The sequence below is a fragment of the Pseudoalteromonas sp. JB197 genome (genome assembly GCF_002332205.1).
Taxonomy (GTDB): Bacteria; Pseudomonadota; Gammaproteobacteria; order Enterobacterales; family Alteromonadaceae; genus Pseudoalteromonas; species Pseudoalteromonas nigrifaciens.
In genome coordinates, this window is sequence record NZ_NRGZ01000001.1 from 2,523,731 (window position 1) to 2,544,020 (window position 20,290).

At 41.0% G+C, this 20,290-nt stretch carries 21 protein-coding genes; 5 read left to right on the top strand and 16 right to left on the bottom strand.

Going from position 1 to position 20,290, the window contains the following annotated elements; all coding sequences use genetic code 11:
• Nucleotides 1–5: 5 nt before the first annotated feature.
• Both CIK86_RS11960 and ccoG read right to left on the bottom strand, forming a co-directional pair.
• On the bottom strand, nucleotides 6–980 hold the full coding sequence (locus CIK86_RS11960; RefSeq protein WP_086996681.1) for a serine/threonine protein kinase: 975 nt from the start codon (nucleotides 978–980) through the stop codon (nucleotides 6–8).
• 51 nt (nucleotides 981–1,031) lie between these two features.
• Nucleotides 1,032–2,462: a cytochrome c oxidase accessory protein CcoG gene (gene ccoG, locus CIK86_RS11965; RefSeq protein ID WP_011326963.1), complete on the bottom strand. Its 1,431-nt coding sequence runs from the start codon at nucleotides 2,460–2,462 to the stop codon at nucleotides 1,032–1,034.
• A 280-nt stretch (nucleotides 2,463–2,742) separates the two neighbouring features.
• On the opposite strand from ccoG, the gene CIK86_RS11970 reads away from it, so the two are divergent.
• Together CIK86_RS11970 and CIK86_RS11975 are read left to right on the top strand one after the other, a co-directional pair.
• On the top strand, nucleotides 2,743–3,102 hold the full coding sequence (locus CIK86_RS11970; protein WP_011326962.1) for a hypothetical protein: 360 nt from the start codon (nucleotides 2,743–2,745) through the stop codon (nucleotides 3,100–3,102).
• The gene (locus CIK86_RS11975) at nucleotides 3,102–3,308 is read left to right on the top strand and encodes a hypothetical protein (protein ID WP_011326961.1); all 207 of its coding nucleotides are present in this window, start codon (nucleotides 3,102–3,104) and stop codon (nucleotides 3,306–3,308) included. The genes CIK86_RS11970 and CIK86_RS11975 overlap by 1 nt, the downstream gene beginning before the upstream one ends.
• A 53-nt stretch (nucleotides 3,309–3,361) precedes the next feature.
• Here the strand turns inward: CIK86_RS11975 and CIK86_RS11980 are convergent, their stop codons facing one another.
• The 13 genes from CIK86_RS11980 to gspC all read right to left on the bottom strand — a co-directional run bounded on the left by CIK86_RS11980 (nucleotide 3,362) and on the right by gspC (nucleotide 15,395).
• Complete coding sequence (locus CIK86_RS11980; protein ID WP_086996685.1) at nucleotides 3,362–3,949, bottom strand: UPF0149 family protein; 588 nt, start codon at nucleotides 3,947–3,949, stop codon at nucleotides 3,362–3,364.
• A gap of 21 nt (nucleotides 3,950–3,970) precedes the next feature.
• The gene (locus tag CIK86_RS11985; protein WP_086996688.1) at nucleotides 3,971–4,729 is read right to left on the bottom strand and encodes a type II secretion system protein N; all 759 of its coding nucleotides are present in this window, start codon (nucleotides 4,727–4,729) and stop codon (nucleotides 3,971–3,973) included.
• Nucleotides 4,730–4,732: 3 nt separating this feature from the next.
• Nucleotides 4,733–5,206, bottom strand: a complete 474-nt coding sequence (locus CIK86_RS11990; RefSeq protein ID WP_011326958.1) for a type II secretion system protein M — start codon at nucleotides 5,204–5,206, stop codon at nucleotides 4,733–4,735.
• Complete coding sequence (gene gspL, locus CIK86_RS11995) at nucleotides 5,203–6,411, bottom strand: type II secretion system protein GspL (RefSeq protein WP_011326957.1); 1,209 nt, start codon at nucleotides 6,409–6,411, stop codon at nucleotides 5,203–5,205. Before gspL ends, CIK86_RS11990 begins: the two co-directional genes overlap by 4 nt.
• Nucleotides 6,408–7,394, bottom strand: coding sequence for a type II secretion system minor pseudopilin GspK (gene gspK / locus CIK86_RS12000; RefSeq protein ID WP_086996691.1), 987 nt, complete (start codon nucleotides 7,392–7,394; stop codon nucleotides 6,408–6,410). Before gspK ends, gspL begins: the two co-directional genes overlap by 4 nt.
• The gene (gspJ, locus tag CIK86_RS12005; RefSeq protein WP_011326955.1) at nucleotides 7,394–8,068 is read right to left on the bottom strand and encodes a type II secretion system minor pseudopilin GspJ; all 675 of its coding nucleotides are present in this window, start codon (nucleotides 8,066–8,068) and stop codon (nucleotides 7,394–7,396) included. Before gspJ ends, gspK begins: the two co-directional genes overlap by 1 nt.
• Nucleotides 8,069–8,446, bottom strand: a complete 378-nt coding sequence (gene gspI / locus CIK86_RS12010) for a type II secretion system minor pseudopilin GspI (RefSeq protein ID WP_086996694.1) — start codon at nucleotides 8,444–8,446, stop codon at nucleotides 8,069–8,071.
• The gene (gene gspH / locus CIK86_RS12015; RefSeq protein ID WP_086996697.1) at nucleotides 8,446–9,030 is read right to left on the bottom strand and encodes a type II secretion system minor pseudopilin GspH; all 585 of its coding nucleotides are present in this window, start codon (nucleotides 9,028–9,030) and stop codon (nucleotides 8,446–8,448) included. Before gspH ends, gspI begins: the two co-directional genes overlap by 1 nt.
• 49 nt (nucleotides 9,031–9,079) lie before the next feature.
• Complete coding sequence (gspG, locus tag CIK86_RS12020; RefSeq protein ID WP_041454317.1) at nucleotides 9,080–9,502, bottom strand: type II secretion system major pseudopilin GspG; 423 nt, start codon at nucleotides 9,500–9,502, stop codon at nucleotides 9,080–9,082.
• Nucleotides 9,503–9,567: 65 nt separating this feature from the next.
• Nucleotides 9,568–10,803 (bottom strand): type II secretion system inner membrane protein GspF, encoded by a 1,236-nt coding sequence (gene gspF / locus CIK86_RS12025; protein WP_086996699.1) that lies wholly within the window; start codon nucleotides 10,801–10,803, stop codon nucleotides 9,568–9,570.
• Nucleotides 10,804–10,805: 2 nt separating this feature from the next.
• Nucleotides 10,806–12,371: a type II secretion system ATPase GspE gene (gspE, locus tag CIK86_RS12030; protein ID WP_058372373.1), complete on the bottom strand. Its 1,566-nt coding sequence runs from the start codon at nucleotides 12,369–12,371 to the stop codon at nucleotides 10,806–10,808.
• On the bottom strand, nucleotides 12,364–14,430 hold the full coding sequence (gene gspD, locus CIK86_RS12035) for a type II secretion system secretin GspD (RefSeq protein WP_086996702.1): 2,067 nt from the start codon (nucleotides 14,428–14,430) through the stop codon (nucleotides 12,364–12,366). The genes gspE and gspD overlap by 8 nt, the downstream gene beginning before the upstream one ends.
• Before the next feature lie 23 nt (nucleotides 14,431–14,453).
• Complete coding sequence (gene gspC / locus CIK86_RS12040) at nucleotides 14,454–15,395, bottom strand: type II secretion system protein GspC (RefSeq protein ID WP_086996705.1); 942 nt, start codon at nucleotides 15,393–15,395, stop codon at nucleotides 14,454–14,456.
• Nucleotides 15,396–15,604: 209 nt separating this feature from the next.
• Between gspC and hslR the strand changes: the two genes are divergently transcribed.
• The 3 genes from hslR (at nucleotide 15,605) to CIK86_RS12055 (ending at nucleotide 18,685) form a co-directional block, all read left to right on the top strand.
• Nucleotides 15,605–16,027, top strand: a complete 423-nt coding sequence (gene hslR / locus CIK86_RS12045; protein ID WP_011326947.1) for a ribosome-associated heat shock protein Hsp15 — start codon at nucleotides 15,605–15,607, stop codon at nucleotides 16,025–16,027.
• A gap of 12 nt (nucleotides 16,028–16,039) precedes the next feature.
• Nucleotides 16,040–16,885: an Hsp33 family molecular chaperone HslO gene (gene hslO, locus CIK86_RS12050; protein WP_086996708.1), complete on the top strand. Its 846-nt coding sequence runs from the start codon at nucleotides 16,040–16,042 to the stop codon at nucleotides 16,883–16,885.
• A gap of 261 nt (nucleotides 16,886–17,146) precedes the next feature.
• Nucleotides 17,147–18,685 carry a phosphoenolpyruvate carboxykinase gene (locus CIK86_RS12055; protein ID WP_086996712.1) on the top strand — a complete coding sequence of 513 codons (1,539 nt, stop codon included), beginning with the start codon at nucleotides 17,147–17,149 and terminating at the stop codon, nucleotides 18,683–18,685.
• Between the two features lie 380 nt (nucleotides 18,686–19,065).
• Here CIK86_RS12055 and tuf read toward each other — a convergent pair whose 3' ends face one another.
• The gene (tuf, locus tag CIK86_RS12060) at nucleotides 19,066–20,250 is read right to left on the bottom strand and encodes an elongation factor Tu (protein WP_096317100.1); all 1,185 of its coding nucleotides are present in this window, start codon (nucleotides 20,248–20,250) and stop codon (nucleotides 19,066–19,068) included.
• Nucleotides 20,251–20,290 lie beyond the last annotated feature (40 nt).

Consider the following 20,290-nt stretch of genomic DNA (forward strand, 5'->3'; position numbering starts at 1 on the left):
AAATGTTATGGCAATAATTTTAACGGTGCTTCTTGCAATGCGGCAAGCTGCTCTTTAAGTGCTAAAATTTGTTGCTCCCAGTATTTGTCATCTGCAAACCATGAAAAGTTCCGCACAAAAGCCGGATCGCTCCATCGTTTTGCAACCCACCCCATATAATGGATGATACGCATAGCTCGAAGTGGTTCGATCAACTTAAGCTGCGAGTGATCAAAATCACAAAATTCTTCATAGGCGGTTACTAAGGTATCTAACTGTAACAGCTGCGTTTGTCGATCGCCACTTAGCATCATCCATAGATCCTGAATGGGTGGCCCCTGGCGACTATCATCTAAATCAACAAACATTAACGCATCGCCTGCCCATAATATATTGCCAGCATGGCAATCCCCATGCAAACGTATCGTTTTTACATTGGTATACTGTGTTTGAGCCTGCTTAATAACCAAATCTAAAATGGTATAAAAAGCAGTTTCTAATCCCATAGGTACTAAGTTACTTTTTTGCAGATGAACTTTTGCTGTATGTAAGTACTCTTCGCAGGTTAGGGTGGGCCTTTGTGTAAATGGTTTTGTTTTAGCAACTTGATGCATTCTGCCAATTAAGCGCCCTAGTACATCAAGTTGATCTAAGTTATCGACTTCAAATAAACGCCCGCCAACACTTGGAAATAAAGTAAATAAATAGCCTTGGTGTTCAAATAAGCTTTGCCCGTTATATTCCATTGGCGCAACAATCGGTACTTCGGCCTCTGCTAACTCAAAGGCAAAGTCATGCTCTTCTTGTATTTGCTCCTCGCTCCAACGCTCTGGACGATAAAACTTAACAACGTAGCGTTTTCCGCCTTCTGCTACAAATTGATACACTCTATTTTCGTAACTATTTAATGCCAATAAACCAGACTCAACATAAATACCAACACTTTCTATGGCATCAAGAATTAGATCTGGGGTTAAATCAATAAAGCTAAATTTACTCATACACTTCTTATATAAAATAAAAGCGGGGAACACCCCGCTTTTTGTTAAACTTTACCGCGCTTTAAAAAAGTTACTCGACTGTGATATTTGATTGTCGGGCTCGCCTACCGGCGATAGCACAAAGTTAAATTCTGTCATTGGCGCTTTTAAGTCATACGGATCCATAACCAGTGATAAAGGCACATTGTGCGATTGCCCTGCGTTAACTCTAAACGTTTGTTTACCTATGTACTTAAAGTTATCGAGCCCTTGCACTTTAATTGTAAAGGTTTGCTCATACTGCGCTTTGTTGATCACTTTTAAGGTGTAGGTGTTTTCTACCAACCCTTCAAAATCAACCCTATATAACTGATTACGATCGCGAATAATATCAAATTCCATCGTTTTACGCAGCGCAATATTGGCAACCAAGGCACTGGTTAAAATAACCAGGATCACTATATAACCAATAATTTTTGCCCGCAGTGGGTTGGTTTTATTCTCTGGCGTTTCTAAGTTTCGCTCAGTGGTATAAGAAATAAGTCCGCGTGGATAATTCATTTTATCCATCACCCCATCACATGCATCAATACAAGCGCCACAGTTAATACACTCTGCTTGTAAGCCATTACGAATGTCTATGCCGGTTGGGCATACTTGCACGCATAAATTACAGTCAATACAGTCGCCTATTTCTAAATCTTGGTGTGCCACTTTGCGCGAGCGTGGGCCACGGCTTTCACCGCGTTTTTCATCATACGATACTGTATAGGTATCTTTATCAAACATGGCTGACTGAAAACGTGAGTATGGGCAAATATGTAAACACATAATTTCGCGCATCCACCCAGCATTACCGTATGTACAAGCAGCAAAAAAGATAATACTCATTAAGGCATAGCTACCGGCATTAAAGGTAACAAAGTCAGGGAGTAGCTCACGAATAGGGGTAAAGTAACCAACAAATGTAATTGCTGTATATAAAGAAAACAAAATCCAACTGGTGTGCTTAGCGGTTTTGCGCCAAAACTTATCAAAGTCCATTGCTCGTTGGTCGAGCTTTTTACGTTGGTTTGCCGTACCTTCAAACTTTTCTTCAAACCAAATAAAGGTAAAGGTCCACACTGTTTGTGGGCAGGTATAACCACACCACACTCGTCCATAAAATGTAGTGACCAAAAACAAAGCAAATGCGGCCAACATAAAAATAAAGGCGAGTATGGTAAAGTCTTGCGGCCACAGAGTTAAACCAAAAATATTGTATTTTTGACCTATTAAATCAAATAAAACGGCCTGCTCACCATTAAAATTTATCCAAGGTAGCAGCATAAATGCCAACAGACCTAAAAAGCCAATTCGCTGCCTAAGAAGTTGGTGCAAGCCATTAACAGCACGCACGTAAATACGATTACGTGGATTAAACCGATCCTGTTGCCCGCTAAGATCCGGCTTTTGAATCTTTACTTCAACTGGTATATTTTTTACTTTAATTTGTTTGTCCATCGAAGTTCCTCAACACCGCTTGGAAATAAAAATTCAGCTATATTCAAGGTTTACCTTATAGTGTAATAACGTACTTATTACGTATAATATTTATAACAAGACTTGAATACTTTCAGATATTTCAGAAATATCTAACTGCTGTTAGCTATTATAACAACATTGGCTAAAATTACTGGCATAGATCGCTAATAATTTATTCACTTTAGTTACTTGCTTTTCAAATGCATTTTATTACACTGCAGCATCATTTTATGTTATTTGGATCAAAGTTTACCCAACTATGAAAAAATTTATTATTTTGGTAATAGTAGTCCTCGCCTTTTTCACAGTCGATCACCCTTTGGTGAAAGAGCCTCGTGAGCGGTTATTTAACGATGGTATTGACTTTTTAAGTGATGCAAGCAAAGTGAATCGCAGCCCTACTGCCAGTATGACTAAAAACAAAATTAGTGCGCAGTTAACGCTGTCTGAATCTGAGCGTGAGTACACCGAAAAAACATTTACTACCGATGACTCAATAAGATTATTTCACTTACGCTACTGCCGTGAACGCGACTTAAACCTATATTTTTATGATGAGCGGTTAAATACTGTATGTAAAATAGTATCCGGCTCACTAGAACACATGCGAGGTAAATAATGGACTTTTCTGGATTAAATAAAAAAGCCAGCGACTCATTTCACCAGCAACGTAATATGCTTAAAAAACTCACGCAGGGTAAAACGCTAAAGTGCGAAAAATGTAATGGGGTTTTAACACTCGACTTAGCCACCAGCGAGCCGGGTAAAGGGCTGATTAAGTGCAAGCAAGGCTGCACTGATATTATATTAGAGCTAGGCGCTTAAATTTATTCCACTGCTATATTTTGAGCTCAACTCATTACAGCGCCTAAACTAAACTACTCTTCCCAGCCTTCATCAGTATACAAGCCACTATTAAGCGCGACTATTTCCACGAGCTCTGCAAAGCCTAGCGCAAAGTCGCCCATTAGCTCATACTGCTGCTGGCAAAGTAACTGCTCATCAATACTGTTTTGTAACGCTATTTGGCTAATAGTTTGCTCATCAAGTGCAAAAAAGCTTAATGTGGCTTGAGCGCTTTCGAGGGCTTGTTTATATTCTGCCTCTAATGTGGTTGAGCTTAATAACTTTTGAGTATATGACGTTGTTGCAGTTACAAAGCCTGCGCTCCAATTACTGCAAAATTCGTAATTATATTGTGCTGGTAATTTATAGCCTACTTCAAATACTTGCTCACTAATTTGATGGTATAACGCCATAAATAAAAATAGCATTTCTTCATCTACATTATTAGCTGTATTAGGCAAAATTGCTGCCATCCACTCATGTACGTCTAGAGGCTCAGGAGAGCAAATTACGCCAAATAAATAACCTTGGCTTTGCGTTAGCGTCATCGCTTGAGACTGGGTGTCTAAAAATGTGCTGAGCTGCTTAGCGTGCTGCTCAGTAAATTGGGGTAATTGCATTAAAACTCTTTATATTAAACATTAAAAGTTGAGCGGGTAACGGCCTTGATTATCTGGACGACCTAAAAACTTAACCGCATCATGTACATCTTTTGGCAACGTGGCATCGGGCTTTACATAGCCTGATACTTTAAAGTCAAAATTAGCTTTTAGGGTTGCATCAGCTTCAAGCCCTAAGGTGTTATCTGGGTCGATAAGTATGGCTATGTCGCCCGATTTACAGCTTAGGTTACCACCAAGCGGGCCTATATTAAACCAACCGTTCAAACCTTGTACGTCAATATTAGGGCTCGCTATCTCGCCTTGCAGTGACTCACAATAAGGTGCGCCCGATGTATACTCTGCCAATTCCAAGATCACACGACCTTTAGCGGTTACAGGTAACGGAAGTTGTATGCGTTGCATCGCTCTTTCAACTGTTGAGCGCACTAATCCATTGGTTACTTTCACTTGCTTATTAAATAAACCAAAGCTCACATCTGCATAACCCGATATATCACTGCGCTCACGTGGGTCACCAAATTTTACATTGGCATTTAACTTACCGGTAAATAATGCCCACCCGGCAACATCCCAACGTACATTATTTAATTGCTCACCTTGGTAGCGCACTTGCATCATTTGCCCTTGCCAAATAGTGCCAACACTTTGCCCTACTTCAAGTTGCTTAGGAAAATAAGGTTTTGCTAGGTCAATGGCCACCGCTGCAGGTAACTTAATAATACAAAACACAATAAAACTAAGTAAAAATACAATGGATAAGGTTATTATTTTTTTCATTCATTACTTCTCTAATAGCAAACGGCTAACACGTACATAGCCCGACTTATCGTCACGGCTCAAATCTAAATTTTCGACCCGTAGACCATGTTGATTGACCAGTTCATCAAGCCACAGTATTAATTGATTAAACTCTACTGAGTCGAGCGTTAAACGTAGCGAGTTATTACTTGGCTGCATTTTACTAATATTTATTTTATAGCGTCCGCGGGTGGCGTTAACTATTTGGCTAATGTTTTGACTATTAACCACTTGTGTATTACCAGCGGCCTTGAGCTTTACAATACTTTCGTCAACCCACACTAGTAGCTCTTGCTGTTTTAATTGCGATTGCTCAGCACTTGCTATTGCATTATTTAAGGGTCTAAAAATGCCCATCACTAAAATAAACACAATAAAAATACCACTCGCAACGATTATTAACTGCTGCTCTTGCTCTTTTAGTGAGCGCCAATGTTTAATTAACTGCTGCTTCATACTGCACCTCGCAGTTTAATTTCGCCAACCACAAAGTCACCATCGTTACTTAACGAACCTTGATCAACCGTTAACCCTTGCTGTTCAAGTATGGCTTTAACTTTACCAAAGGTTTGAAAGTCTTTTGCGCGTGCTCTCATACGTAATTCATTACGTTTTTTGTCATAACGCAGTGTTTCAGGGGTAAAATTACTTACCTGCGAAAACACCCCCACTAATTCTGTGGTTAACTCTAAAAATCCAGCGTCGCTGGTATCTTGTATTTTTGCCAGTGCACCTTTAATTTGGTTTTTAATAAGGTGTGGGCGAACCTTAGTTCCCGGAAATGCCTTTTGGTAGCGCTCAATTACCTGTGCTTTAGCAAGTTCTAACTGGGTATTTAGCTGATGCAACTCTATAGCTTTAATCGTAATACTCGCTACTAAGGCAACGCTGGTAATAATGGCAGCACTTTTCCAGTACCCCCACCATAAGGTGCTTTTCTTTTTAAGCTGATACATACCTTGGCGAAGATTAAACTTAGTATGCTCTAGTTGCTTAGCAAATAAGGCCAGCGGTAGGTCGTAATCACTGGTTTGAGCCTGTAAGTTTACCGTTTCAGGAAACTGAGTCGCCGGACTAAAATGCTTTACATCTGGATTACCCATTGCTGTTAAGTAACCATTTAACCAGCTCGTCTCTACTGCACTTATACGCCATGGGCCTTGTTTAAATAACCACTGATTATTAAGTGCTATTGCCGTTACTGTGTCCTCATCTGCTGGGGGTAATAACAAAGCATCGGGTAATATTTTATATACCGATAAATTATGCTCTGCAAATAGCGCTAGCCACGCCTCAAACCATTCGCGGTCGGTCATAGCAACACGAACAGCATGCTGCTCGCCAATCATCACTGGCTCACCTACAGCAATAAATAGCTCATCTATATCGCACGCTATATCTTCTTCGAGCATATAAGGCAAAGCTTGCTCTAACTTACGATTCCATTTAGTCGGTAGCATTACCGTTTTTAATTGCACTTGGTCACAAGGCAATAATACAACGACTTCGCGCCCTAGCGATTTTTCGCTCAGTTCGTTTAAATAACTGGCATTAACTAGCTCACCACTGGCTATTATTTGTTGTTCTTGTGGTGAGTATATTAACCAATTAAGTAACTCTTGTTCGGTTTGACCCGTGCGGATCAACAGTATTTCTGTCACTGTACGCCTCCAAATTTTCGCGCCAGTATCGTTACGTCGCCGTCTTTGGCGTGCAGTAATGTGGTCATCGAAAAACGCAGATCAACAAAGTTTGCCTGCGTTTGTAATTTAAAATATTCGCTATTAATACTAAACAATTTTTCTACCGCTTTGACGTTTTGCCCGCCTTGCTGCTGAACTTGTTCAAAAAAGGCAGCTTTACTTTCAAAGCCTGCATCTGGGCGAGCAGCAATCACAGCTTCAGCACCCGATACACTTAGCTCATCTATAAGGGTACTCAAAATGAGTGCTTGCTCTGCTGCTAAGGTATTCACATTAATAGACAATAAAGTGCTACCAGGTATTACACAAACATAAGGCAGCACTTTTTCCATTACTAATGGGTTAAAACCTTTAACCAAACGCAGCTCTGAGGTTGATGCAAATAAGCTATTGGCGGTCATGTACGGAAATTGACGCGACAAGTATTCCCCTTCTTCTGCTCCTGAACGGTATGTAATGCTGTTTTCGTCTAGCCAATCAAACACACTGTCAGCCATGGTTTCCTCTGACTCTTGTGCCGGTAAATCTTCAATATTTTCAAGTAATGCGAACAAGGCCTTGTGCGCTGGATTGGTTTTGCTAGCACTATTTAAACCTGGTTCTACGGCTATAGCATTTAAGTTTAAACATGCTTGTAAATCCGTTATTTTTCCGCTTAGTGTGCCGTTATCAACTGGGTAAGGTATATCGCCTTGCTGCGCCCATATTTGATCTAACGTGGTTTTGTCAGGATCGTCTCTTTTGCTTTTAATCAGCGCTTTTATGGCAAGCTCTTCTGCACCATAGGCATACCACTTAGCTTGTTGATGACCCTGTAAGTTAGTACTTTTTTGCACTTGCACCATTAAGTTAGCACTCATTTCTACGGCTAAAATGGCCGCTAATGCAACAATAAACAGCACAATAACAAGTGCGGCTCCACGAGAAGAACGCAGCCCCATTACTGCCCACCTTCTTGCGGGTTACCTTCATCGGCCAGTGCATCATCAGTTGATGGGCTCGATGGTAGAATTTCTTTACCTTGTCCTGGCACTAAAAATACTCGCCTAATTGGCTCCGCCTCAATTTGTTGCAGCGTAACAGCAACCGCTTTAGGAAGTGCTTTAATTTGCCACTTAGCTTGCCATTCGTTTTTATCGTCTAAAAATTCAAACTTTAGCTCTTCAATGTTTTTTAAAACAACCTGTACACGCGGCTCCATATTGTCAAGCTGATCAACATATACCCGGTACACTCGCTCCAAGTTGTCGTTTATTACGCGATAACCCACAGCTTGTAATTCTGAGCGTGGTAATAAATTAATTGGATTTATCCAGCCGTCGCGCACAAAGCCAATGCCATCATATTGGCTATCTAAAACATAGCGTCCGGCTAGCAAATACTGCTCTTGCACATCGCCTGCTTCATTGCGTACAGCACGTTTGGTCATTTGACTAAAATCTTGATCCATTAACCTAAAGGTGGTTTGCAAACCATTTAGCTCGGCTATTTTATCATCCGAAGCCTCTTTGGCGCGGGTAGTGGTATCTAGTATTTGGTGCGTGGCCATAATAACAAAGCCTAAAATCCCCAAGGCTACCATCACTTCAAGTAAGGTAAATCCGCGTTGCTTCACTTATTTTTTGCCTTTATTTAAATAAGTTGCCAGCTCATATATTGAGTGTTCGTATTTTTCATCACTAAATATATTAATGGTTAATTTTACAAAGTCTTTATCTGCGGTTTTACCTATATCTTGGCGCCAAAACCATTCAACACCCGCCATAACTTCACTACCGCGCACGCCGTCTTTCCCTTCCCATTGTTCGCCTTTGGTACGCTGCTCTACCATAATGTTTTCGGCAACCCATGAGGCGTAAGTTTGCTCTTCTATGCTAGATAGATGATGAATGTGCTCACTGGTTGCTTGCATTGCTGCAATACCTGCCATAGCACAAATACTCAATGCCACTAGCACTTCAAGTAAAGTAAAACCTTTATTATACTGGCGCATTATTCGGGCTCTCGGCGTAAATTCACTGGCGCAGTAAACTCGCCTTCAATAAAGTAAACCGGCTCGCTTTGCTCTTTTAATTCGAGTGTTAATTGAAATGCACTTACTTCGCCCGAAGATAGTATTAGCACTTGCGGAATTTTAAACTTTTTAAGCTCCAATAAGCTGTCTTCGTCTCCGCTCATTAGCTCACGCCAATTTGCTTGCTCGAGTAAGTTATCTTGCGCCCAAGCTAAGTCGTCTAGGTTAAGCGCTAGTTTAAAGCGTGGATCAAATTCAACCGGCTCAAATAATGCTTCTCTGACAAAGCTTACCCACTTTTTACCATCAAAAACTAAAAACTCAAATACGTTGTTGTCTATATGAAAACCCAATTCAACTTGGTTTAAAATAGCAAATTCTGATGCCATATTAATGGTGGTATGCAGCCTAAGCGCTTGAGTATCTAACTCATCCTCAGCGCCGCCTTCTAAGCTATATACCACCATTTTTGTGGCAAAAGCGATGATCACTAATACCACTAAAATTTCGATTAAACTAAAGCCGCGGCTTTTTGCACGCAATCTCTCAGAGCTTACTTGCATAGTAAGCCCTGGGTATTAGTATATAAATACACTGCGCGATTGATGGCCATTACTGTTTTTCTTCGTCCCAGTTACCAATGTCGTCATCGGTGCCGGCTTGGCCATCTGGACCTAAAGAAAAAATATCAAATTTACCAATTTCTCCTGGGCTAATTAACTGATAAGTATTGCCCCACGGATCCTCTGGTAATTTACTAATAAAGCCACCATCTGGAAAACGTTTTGGTATTGGCTCTATGCTGGTTTTATTAACCAATGCTTCTAGGCCTTGCTCGGTACTTGGGTAGCTTTTATTTTTAAGCTTATAAAGGCTCATTGCATCTTCAAGCTGCTGAATATCTAAGTGTGCTTTATCGATAGCGGCCTCTTCTTGTTGACCCATAATATTAGGTGCCACAATTGACATGATCATGCCAATTATAACCAGTACGACCATCACTTCTAGCAAAGAAAAACCTGATTGTTTATTCACGTAATTACCTCATTATTCTAAAAACACTAAACAATGGTTTATTAAACCATTAATTTACTTTTAAGTTAAAGCCCTACAGCTTTATTCATTGCCATAATTGGCTGTAAAATTGCCATTACTATAAATAATACAATAACCGCCATTAAAGCGATCATTGCGGGTTCTAATAGTTTTAGCGATACATTAACCATACTTTCAAATTCGCGATCTTGGTTATTAGCAGCGCGTTCTAACATTTGCTCCAGCTCGCCAGATTTTTCACCGCTGGCTATCATATGTAGCATCATTGGCGGAAACAATTTAGTTTGCTGTAAGGCCGCTCTTAAACTTGCCCCTTCGCTTACTCTATCCGCTGCATCGGCAACTGCTTTTTTAATTTTTTCGTTGATCAGCACTCCACCCGCAATACGCATACCTTCAAGTAGCGGTACCGAGCTTGATGATAAAATACTTAAAGTTCGGGCAAAGCGGGCGGTATTAATACCTCTAGCTACTTTACCAATACCGGGCATATGCAATATTTTATCATCCCACCAAAAACGAATTTTAGGCTGTTTTAAAGCATGCTTAATCCCTATCGCTAGGCCCGTTATTACAATTAAACTAATAAACCAATAATTTTGTACAAAATGACTTCCCGCCATTACCCACTCAGTGGTCCAAGGGAGTACTTGCTTGGTTTTCTCAAACGTTTTAAGTATTTTAGGTACTACAGTACCTAATAAAACCGACACAATTGCAATAGCAAACACCACTAAAATAATGGGGTACACCATAGCTTGCGTTATTTGACTGCGCATATATTGGCGCTGTTCGGTGTAATCGGCAAGCCGGTTTAGTACTTGGTCTAAATGCCCTGACTTTTCGCCTGCGGCAACCATAGCGCGGTATAAATCGTCAAACACATGCGGAAACTCACTCATACCGTCGGCAAGGGTATACCCTTCCACTACTTTTGAGCGTACCGACATTAGCATGCGTTTTAAACGTGGTTTTTCACATTGCTCAGCCACAGCCATTACAGCCCCCTCAACTGGCAGAGCCGATTGAATGAGTGTTGCTAACTGGCGAGTTATAAGCGCCAAATCTGAGGTTGATATAGTAGGTTTAAACAAACCGCCAAGTAATGACGTTTTTTGGCCTTTAACCTGTTTATCACTTTGCGCCGCGGGTACAACTTCGAGCGGCGTTAATTTTTGATCGCGTAATATTTGGCGAATTTGTTTTGCTGTATCCGCTTCTAAAATGCCTTTTTTTTCTTTGCCTCGGCCATCTAAGGCACGGTATTCAAATGCTGCCATTATTAGCCTTCCTCACGGGTAACACGCAATACTTCTTCAAGTGTTGTTTTACCTGCAAGTACACGGCTACAGCCATCTTGACGAATACTTGGACTGAGCTTGCGAATGTATTTTTCAACGCTTTGCTCGCCCTTGCCATTGTGGATCATTTCACGAATGGTTTCGTCCACCACTAATAACTCATGAATACCAGTACGGCCTTTATAACCATTAAAGTTACATGCCTCACACCCCACTGCACGGTGTATTGTTGGTTTGCTTTCAAACGGTACGCCTAATAACTGGCACTCGCGCTCATCGGCTACATGTTCTTTTTTACAGCTTTTACACAGTGTGCGTACTAGTCGCTGCGATAACACACCGAGTAACGACGATGACAGTAAAAATGGCTCCACTCCCATATCTTCCATACGAGTAATAGCGCCAGAAGCAGTATTTGTATGCAACGTAGACATTACCAAGTGACCGGTTAATGATGCTTGCACACCAATTTGAGCGGTTTCTAGGTCGCGTATTTCACCAACCATCACTACATCGGGATCTTGACGTAAAATAGCCCGCAAGCCACGCGCAAAGGTCATACCTACTTTAGTATTCACTTGCGTTTGGCCAATGCCCGGTATTTCGTATTCAATGGGGTCTTCAACCGTTAAAATATTACGATCGCGAGAGTTTATTTGACTCATACCTGCGTACAAGGTGGTACTTTTACCAGAGCCTGTAGGCCCGGTTACTAAAATAATGCCATGGGGTTTACTAATTAAATTTGCAAACAATTCACGGTTTTGTGCGGTCATACCTAAATCTTCAAGATTTAAGTGAGCGTTATTTTTATCCAGTAAACGCAGCACAACACGCTCACCAAAACTCGATGGCATGGTTGATACCCGTACATCAACCGCACGCCCTGCAATACGCAAACTAATACGGCCATCTTGTGGTATACGTTTTTCGGCAATATCGAGCTTAGCCATTACCTTTATTCGCGATACCAGCAAGGATGCTAATTTACGATTAGGTTTAAGTACCTCTTTTAATACACCATCAACCCTAAAGCGAATAACCAGTTCTTGCTCAAAGGTTTCAATATGAATATCAGACGCCCCCTCTTTAATTGCTTCACTGAGCATCGCATTTATAAGTTTAATAATTGGCGCATCATCATCGCCTGCCAATAAATCTTCGGTTTGTGGCAATTCGTCTACTAATGAAAACAAGTCAACTTCGTTGCCAATGTCTTCCATCATTTGTTGCGTTTCAGAACTATCTCGCTGATACGAAGCCTCTAGCAGTAGCTCAAACTTGTCATCAGCAAGCTGCTCAAGCGTAAAACCATGCCCTGCAATACGGCGTACTTCTAACAGTACGTCAATATCAAGTTCGCCACGGTAATACACTATGCGCTGCTCTTTATTTTTACTCAGCAGTACACCGGCTCGCCGTGCGTATGAAAAAGGCAAACGTTTAGCGGGTAACTCAACTAAGTCGTCACTGGTTAATAGCTCGTCCGGATGATGCGTATTAGGATGAACCACATCTTGGTTTATCTCTTCAATCGCCTTAGTCATCTTTACGCTCTTGTGCATTTTGTTTACGTAAATGCTCTTCATACGTAGGTGGCAGTATTAGCTCATCATTCCACTCGGGTAAAATAGGAGTGTCGGTTCTTGGCATTAACTCTATACCATCTTCGCGCTGCTTAAATTGCTCGCCACGAATAAAATTATATTTATTAAAGCTCAACTTATTCATACTAATTCCGTCGCGAATAATAGTCGGGCGAATAAATACAATAAGGTTACGCTTACGTCGTGTGGTATTAGTTGATTTAAATAAGTGACCTAAAATAGGAATGTCGCCTAGTAGTGGCACCTTAGACACACTTTCTTGTACGTCTTCATCTATTAAGCCACCAAGTACCACCATACCGCCATCATCGGCCATTACTGTGGTTTTAATTGAACGCTTATTAACTGAAATATCAACAGCAGTAGCACCACTTACACTCGACACTTCTTGCTCAATAGTTAACTGCACAGCAGAGCCATCGTTAATTTGCGGGGTTACTTTAAGCTTTATACCCACTTCTTGGCGTTCAACGGTTTGAAATGGGTTGGTGTTATTACTCCCGGTTTGCGAGCCAGTAATTATAGGTACTTCTTGACCGACCAAAATAGATGCTTCTTCATTATCCATAGTAGTAATAGAGGGGGTCGCCAAAATGTTTGAATTACTATCGGTCGAAACGGCTTGAACAATTGCGCCCCAATCATTTTTTATCACCCCCATGGCTAAACCATTAATGCCACCGAGTAATGATGCTAATGGACCGTAATCACCCTGAGTGGTTTCATCAACCTGAGTAACAGTGCCGGTTTCGGTACCAATTATATTTTTAGATACGGTAGTATCGCGTGCTTGCTCAGCCGCTACAGCTAACGCACCAACCGGTACAGTTGTGCCATTATTAAACTGCAGCATACCGCCTTGCTCAGAAATCCACTGCAAACCAAAGTTAATACCGTCGCCTTCCATTACCTCAATTATAATTGCTTCAACCAATACTTGCGCACGGCGAATATCTAAACGCTCTATAACTGACTCAAGCGAGCGCATGGTATCGGGTTGTGCTGTAATAATTAATGAGTTTGAATCGGGGTGGGCTTCTATGCTGGTGTCGTTGTTACTGCGAGTACGTGTTTTGGTTGCGCTGCCGCCTTGAGTGTCATCTGTTAGCGACTTACTAACACCTTGCAATACTTTAACTAAATCTTCTGCTTTTGCGTAATTTAGATAAAATACTTTAGTGTTCCCTTGGCTTTCAAGCTCACCGTCTAAGCGCTTAATAAGCTCAATAGCACGGGTGCGTGCTTGGCCTTCGCCACTAACAATAACGCTGTTAGTACGGCCATCGGCAACCACTTTAGGTATTAAAAATTCTGGAATACTGCCTTTTCCGCTGTCTTTATAAATATTATCAACTACAGATACCACATCATCTGCGGTAGCAAATTTAAGCTTTACAATATCAACGCGCTTATCGCCCGCTTGATCAACCGAGCGTATTATTTCAACTAAGCGGTTTACCGATGCAGCATGCCCGGTGAGCATCATTACGTTTGCGGCATTAAAGTTGGCAACATGGCCGCCATCTTTTTGGTCGCTAAATTGACGAACCAAAGGACCTAGCTCTTGCACGCTTACGTTTTTAACCCGTACAACTCGGGTAATCATCATATCGCCACTGGCTTCACTGCCATCAGTAATTAGCGGTACGTTTGACTTTTTAGCATCCGAGCTTTTTTCAATTTTTATTATATTATTGTCCATTTCAATGGCTGAATAGCCATAAACTTCTAATACATTTAAAAAGAATTGATAATAAAGCGCTTCGCCCATTAACTCATAACTACGCACATTTACTTTGCCACGTACGTTAGGGTCAATAATTATTGTTTTATTAAGATTTTTACCAACAATATTAATAAACTCATTAATATCAGTGCCTTTAAAGTTAGCAGCGTATTCAACTGCAGCAACAGAAAACGAAATACTTGCTGCTAGAAAAAGTGCTGCGTACTTAGCTAACCCTTTTTTAATTTTTGTGAGGTGTAGCGCCTGAACCATTATATTAAAACTCCAATGCTAAGTTATTGCAGACTAAATTGTACGTCTATTTGCTGGTTATCACGTTCAATAGTGATAGTGGCATCTGTACTGTTACGCAGCTCATTAATGGCTGCCATGGCCTGTTTTAAATCTGTTAGTTGATAGCCATTAATTGCAACAGCTAAATCGTTATTTTGTAATCCCATCTGCTTAAATAGCTCAGGCTCTTTACCTGGACTCAAGCGATAACCAATAAGTTCCCCATCGCTCATCGCTTGTGACACGCGAATATAGTCAAATAACTTACCGGGCTCTTCGAGTAACTCTTCACGGGTTTCGATTAAAGCCTGTTTAATGTGTGGATCGGCAGTTATATCTATTTGTTGCTCACTTGGGGTAGGCCCTAATTGTGGGCCCATTTCAGCTTCATCACGCGCAGCTAAAACCGGCATAGATACCGTTTTTGTAAAGTCGAGACCATCTAACATTAATGTTTCAAATCGTCCGTTTACCGTTAAAATAACGCGGTCGGGTAATATCTGCGCTAGCTTAGCTCGCGTCCCTTGCACTGCTTCATCTACTAGGTAAGTTTCTTGCTTGCCTTGTGACTCTATAATAGCGAGCCCCGCTTTATCGTCGTTACTTACTGCAACAATACCAGTAAGATTAATACTTAAGCGCGTTTCAGGGGCATCATTTACAACTTTTGCAGCGTGATCATCGCTCTTGCTTTTAACAATTATTTTACCAAACATAAATTGCTCAATTATATGTTGAGAATAATTGTTACTTGCTGCAGTTGAATGTTGTCCGTAGTAGATTGGCGTGAGTGGTGACACAATAGGATTTGGCCACATAAGCCAAACGAGTTTAGACGATAAAAAAGCAATATAAACAACAACTAGTAATGTAACAACCGCACTCAATTTGGCATGCGGTAAACGGCTTATAAAATGTTTAAATTGTTGAACTTGCTGTTCCATAAATAGTATTCTTATTTTGGTTTTTACCTAATCGCTATGCATAGTACCTTTTCATTTTTCATTCAACAAGCATGCTAATATTAAACTTTGTAAACAGATTGATTTTAATTTAGCCGCTGTATAAAAACAGCTGTTGTAGTAATCCTTCATCGCAAATAGCTTTTATGGTAAATTTTAAAATCTAGGCAAACACTTATTAAAGGTGCTTTATGGCTAAAAAAAGTAATGCTAACCCTAATTTAGAACATAAAGATGAGCTAAAAATTAGATTAGACAAATGGTTATGGGCGGCACGATTTTATAAAACACGTGCTGCGGCTCGCGAAATGGTACAAGGCGGAAAAGTGCATTATAATGGCCAGCGTACCAAAGCAGGTAAAATAGTAGAAATAGGCGCTACTATAAAATTAGCCCAAGGGGTAGATGAAAAAATAGTAACTGTGCTCAAAATACTTGAAAAACGCCAAAGCGCCCCCATTGCACAGACCTTGTATCAAGAATCTGATGCCAGTATTGCTAAACGCGAAGAAAACTCTATCGCGCGCAAAAATAACAGCCTTTTTGCACCTCATCCGGATAAAAAACCGGATAAGAAGCAAAGACGCGAACTTTTAAAATTGAAATTAAGTTAGGTATAGTCGCTCATGCAACAAGATTTACTCCACCGTTATTTATTCGACAATCTCGATGTTCGTGGCGAACTCGTACAAATTGAGAATGCCTACAACGAAATGATCGCCAATCATAATTACCCTGACGCTGTTAAAGCATTATTGGGTGAACTGCTTGTTGCGACCTGTTTATTAACAGCCACCTTAAAATTTGAAGGCGAAATAGCTGTTCAACTACAAGGTGATGGGCCGGTTAAATACGCAGTAATTAATGGCGACGACAAACAAAACATGCGTGGTATAGCTCGCTTACAAAGTGAAGTCACAGGAAGCACAATAAAAGAGTTGATAGGCCAAGGCTATATGGTGATTACTATTACGCCAACCAAAGGGGAGCGCTATCAAGGTATAGTACCTTTAGAGCATGAAACCTTAAGTGAATGTATAGAGGCTTACTTTGAGCAATCAGAGCAATTAAAAACGCGTCTTTGGTTTGCAACCGATACAACCGAGGGGAATGCCAAAGCTTGTGGTTTATTTTTACAAGTTTTACCCGTTGATAAACAAAAATCTATTGAAGACTTTGCCCATTTAGAAGCTCTTAGCCATACTATTAAAGATGAAGAACTATTAGAGCTTGATGCTAACACCGTACTAACTCGTTTGTACCACGAAGATAACCCGCGTGTGTTTGAGCCACAAAGCATTCAATTTAAGTGTGGTTGTACCCGCGAAAAAACCATGACTGCATTAGTTAATATTGGCCAACAAGCGCTACTTGATGATGTTGCTGAGCATGGCGAAATCAAAATTAGCTGCCATTACTGTCTAAAAGATTATCTTTTTGATGAGCAAGATGTGAAAAACATTTTTAACTAATCGCGCATTAAAAGTAAATTATAAAAAAGCCACATACCATGTGGCTTTTTTTATAATTTCAAAATGACACCGGTATCATAAAAATAGCCGTTTTTATGATACCGGTGTCATTGAAATTATTCATGTTTTTTACCCAATATATGTGTTTTTAACACCTTCATAAGCTCGAATATCCTTAGCTCATCTGTTACTATTATCGCAGCTTAAAGGTTAACAAGACCCAGGCTATCCCGTTCAATCTCACACAATTTAGGTATAAACATGACTTCAAGCGCTACTCGTTTTGTCGATCTAACTGCAGCTGAACTTGTCGAACACGCGATCCGTCGTGGCGAGGGTACTTTAGCAGCCAATGGTGCTTTTGTAGCAAATACTGGTCATCGCACCGGTCGTTCTCCAAAAGATCGCTTTATTGTTCAAGAATCTAGTACTGAAAACGAAATCCAATGGGGCAACGTAAACCGTCCATTCGACGCAGATAAGTTTGATGCTTTGTGGGCACGCGTAGAAGCGTATGTACAAAGTAATGATCACTTCATCTCTCACCTTGAAGTAGGCGCTGATCCAGAGCACTATCTACCTGTTGTTGTTACTACAGAAACTGCATGGCATCATATTTTTGCTAAAAATATGTTTATTCAACCTAAATCTTACAACTCATCTGACGTACCTCAGTGGCAAGTAATGAACGTTCCTTCATTTGTATGTGAGCCTGAGCGCGATGGCACAAACAGTGACGGTACGGTACTCATTAACTTTGCACAACGCAAAGTGTTACTTGCTGGTATGCGTTATGCCGGTGAAATGAAAAAATCAATGTTCTCTGTACAGAACTTCCTACTTCCAGCGAAAGGTGTGTTACCAATGCACTGCTCTGCAAACGTAGGTGAAGCAGGCGATACCGCTTTATTCTTTGGCTTATCTGGTACAGGTAAAACAACACTTTCAGCAGATCCAACTCGCTTTTTAATTGGCGATGACGAACACGGCTGGGCATCTGGTAGTGTGTTTAACATTGAAGGCGGCTGTTACGCTAAATGTATCGACCTATCACAAAAAAATGAACCTGTTATTTGGGATGCGATCCGCTTTGGTACTATTTTAGAGAACGTAGTGCTTGATGAAAATCGTGTACCTGACTTTAACGATACTAGCCTTACACAAAATAGCCGTGCTGCGTACCCTCTTGAGCACGTTGAAAAACGTAAAGTAGAAAACCGCGCAGGCGAGCCAAAAGCAGTGGTATTTTTAACGTGTGACGTAAGTGGTGTACTTCCTCCAGTATCAATACTGACTGAAGAAGCGGCAGCATTTCACTTCTTAAGTGGTTACACTGCAAAAGTGGGCTCTACTGAAATTGGTTCTACAAGCGATATTGAGTCAACATTCTCAACTTGTTTTGGCGCACCATTCTTCCCACGTCCAGCAGGTGTTTATGCTGAGCTTCTAATGAAGCGTGTACGTGAGTTTGGCGCTAAAGTATACCTAGTTAACACAGGTTGGACTGGCGGCCCTTACGGTACTGGTAAGCGTTTTGATATTCCAACTACACGTGCTGTAGTAGATGCTATTGTATCGGGTAAATTAGCTGGCGTAGAAACTCAACACATTGATGTTTTAAACCTAGACGTACCGGTAGCAGTTCCAGGTGTAGACAGCAACTTACTTAACCCAATTAATACCTGGGAAGACAAAGCTAAGTATGCTGAATATGCAGCTAAACTTGCAGCCGATTTCACTGAAAACTTCACTAAATATGACGTATCAGACGAAATTAAAAATGCAGGACCTAAAGCATAATAGCTTTAACCTCGCATAACAAACGCCAGCTTAACGCTGGCGTTTTTGATCCCAGCCATAAATATAAATGACCAAAGTTAAAAGAGAGTATTAGCCAACCAATCAAGCCTAAGTGACTTAATGTAGCAAAGGTAATAACAGGACTTTAATTTAGCACTACAGCCCAGCCTTACTTCTTACAATGCCAATACAGTACACAGTATCAATCACAGCGACAAAACACCACTTAGCTACCCCATCGTAAGCCTGCCTAAATAGCCCCTCTTAAAATCACTAAGCACTCTTTTTATAGCTAGGTTCTAAAAGGTTTACTTTATATCAGGCATTAAAAAACCGAGCGTAAGCTCGGTTTTTTTAGTACTAATTAGCTAGGCTAATTATTACGCTACGATGTTTGCAACAACGCCAGCGCCTACAGTACGACCACCTTCACGGATAGCGAAACGAAGACCTTCGTCCATCGCGATTGGCGCGATTAGAGTAACTGTCATCTTAACGTTATCACCAGGCATTACCATTTCTACGCCTTCTGGTAACTGTACGTCACCAGTTACGTCAGTTGTACGGAAGTAGAACTGTGGACGGTAACCTTTGAAGAATGGAGTATGACGACCACCTTCATCTTTTGAAAGTACGTATACTTCTGATTCAAAAGTAGTGTGTGGCTTGATTGAACCAGGCTTAGCTAGTACTTGACCACGTTCAACGTCTTCACGCTTAGTACCACGTAAAAGTGCACCAATGTTCTCACCAGCACGACCTTCGTCAAGCAGTTTACGGAACATTTCAACACCAGTACAGATTGACTTAGTTGTATCACGGATACCAACAATTTCAATCTCGTCGTTGATGCGGATAATACCAGCTTCAACACGACCAGTTACAACAGTACCACGGCCTTGAATTGAGAAAACGTCTTCGATAGGCATGATGAATGGCTTATCGATGTCACGCTGTGGCTCTGGAATGTAAGAATCAAGTGCGTTTGCAAGCTCAACAATCTTATCTTCCCACTCTTTCTCGCCTTCAAGCGCTTTAAGTGCTGAACCTTGAATTAGTGGTAAGTCATCACCTGGGAAATCATATTCTGAAAGAAGTTCACGAACTTCCATTTCTACTAGCTCAAGTAGCTCTTCGTCATCAACCATGTCACATTTGTTCATGAACACGACGATGTAAGGAACGCCAACTTGACGAGAAAGTAGGATGTGCTCACGCGTTTGTGGCATAGGGCCATCAGTCGCAGCAACTACTAAGATAGCGCCATCCATTTGAGCAGCACCAGTGATCATGTTTTTAACATAATCGGCGTGACCAGGACAATCTACGTGTGCGTAGTGACGAGTAGGCGTATCGTATTCAACGTGAGACGTTGAAATTGTGATACCGCGCTCGCGCTCTTCTGGAGCGTTGTCGATTGATGCGAAATCTTTAGCAACACCGCCGTATACTTTTGCAAGTACGTTAGTGATTGCTGCAGTTAGTGTAGTTTTACCGTGGTCAACGTGGCCGATTGTACCTACGTTTACATGCGGTTTTACGCGTTCAAACTTTGCTTTTGCCATCTTAAAAAATTCCTATAAAGAAATTAAAGTCTAACTCACT

Excerpts from the sequence above, each read along its gene's own strand:
- CIK86_RS11990 (WP_011326958.1), bottom strand. The coding sequence starts at position 5,206 with ATGAAGCAGCAGTTAATTAAACATTGGCGCTCACTAAAAGAGCAAGAG.
- CIK86_RS11980 (WP_086996685.1), bottom strand. The coding sequence starts at position 3,949 with ATGCAATTACCCCAATTTACTGAGCAGCACGCTAAGCAGCTCAGCACA.
- CIK86_RS11985 (WP_086996688.1), bottom strand. The coding sequence starts at position 4,729 with ATGAAAAAAATAATAACCTTATCCATTGTATTTTTACTTAGTTTTATT.
- CIK86_RS12055 (WP_086996712.1), top strand. The coding sequence starts at position 17,147 with ATGACTTCAAGCGCTACTCGTTTTGTCGATCTAACTGCAGCTGAACTT.
- gspH (WP_086996697.1), bottom strand. The coding sequence starts at position 9,030 with ATGCAAGTAAGCTCTGAGAGATTGCGTGCAAAAAGCCGCGGCTTTAGT.
- gspK (WP_086996691.1), bottom strand. The coding sequence starts at position 7,394 with ATGGGGCTGCGTTCTTCTCGTGGAGCCGCACTTGTTATTGTGCTGTTT.
- gspF (WP_086996699.1), bottom strand. The coding sequence starts at position 10,803 with ATGGCAGCATTTGAATACCGTGCCTTAGATGGCCGAGGCAAAGAAAAA.
- tuf (WP_096317100.1), bottom strand. The coding sequence starts at position 20,250 with ATGGCAAAAGCAAAGTTTGAACGCGTAAAACCGCATGTAAACGTAGGT.
- gspC (WP_086996705.1), bottom strand. The coding sequence starts at position 15,395 with ATGGAACAGCAAGTTCAACAATTTAAACATTTTATAAGCCGTTTACCG.
- CIK86_RS11970 (WP_011326962.1), top strand. The coding sequence starts at position 2,743 with ATGAAAAAATTTATTATTTTGGTAATAGTAGTCCTCGCCTTTTTCACA.
- gspE (WP_058372373.1), bottom strand. The coding sequence starts at position 12,371 with ATGACTAAGGCGATTGAAGAGATAAACCAAGATGTGGTTCATCCTAAT.
- ccoG (WP_011326963.1), bottom strand. The coding sequence starts at position 2,462 with ATGGACAAACAAATTAAAGTAAAAAATATACCAGTTGAAGTAAAGATT.
- gspD (WP_086996702.1), bottom strand. The coding sequence starts at position 14,430 with ATGGTTCAGGCGCTACACCTCACAAAAATTAAAAAAGGGTTAGCTAAG.
- CIK86_RS11975 (WP_011326961.1), top strand. The coding sequence starts at position 3,102 with ATGGACTTTTCTGGATTAAATAAAAAAGCCAGCGACTCATTTCACCAG.
- gspI (WP_086996694.1), bottom strand. The coding sequence starts at position 8,446 with ATGCGCCAGTATAATAAAGGTTTTACTTTACTTGAAGTGCTAGTGGCA.
- hslR (WP_011326947.1), top strand. The coding sequence starts at position 15,605 with ATGGCTAAAAAAAGTAATGCTAACCCTAATTTAGAACATAAAGATGAG.
- CIK86_RS11960 (WP_086996681.1), bottom strand. The coding sequence starts at position 980 with ATGAGTAAATTTAGCTTTATTGATTTAACCCCAGATCTAATTCTTGAT.
- hslO (WP_086996708.1), top strand. The coding sequence starts at position 16,040 with ATGCAACAAGATTTACTCCACCGTTATTTATTCGACAATCTCGATGTT.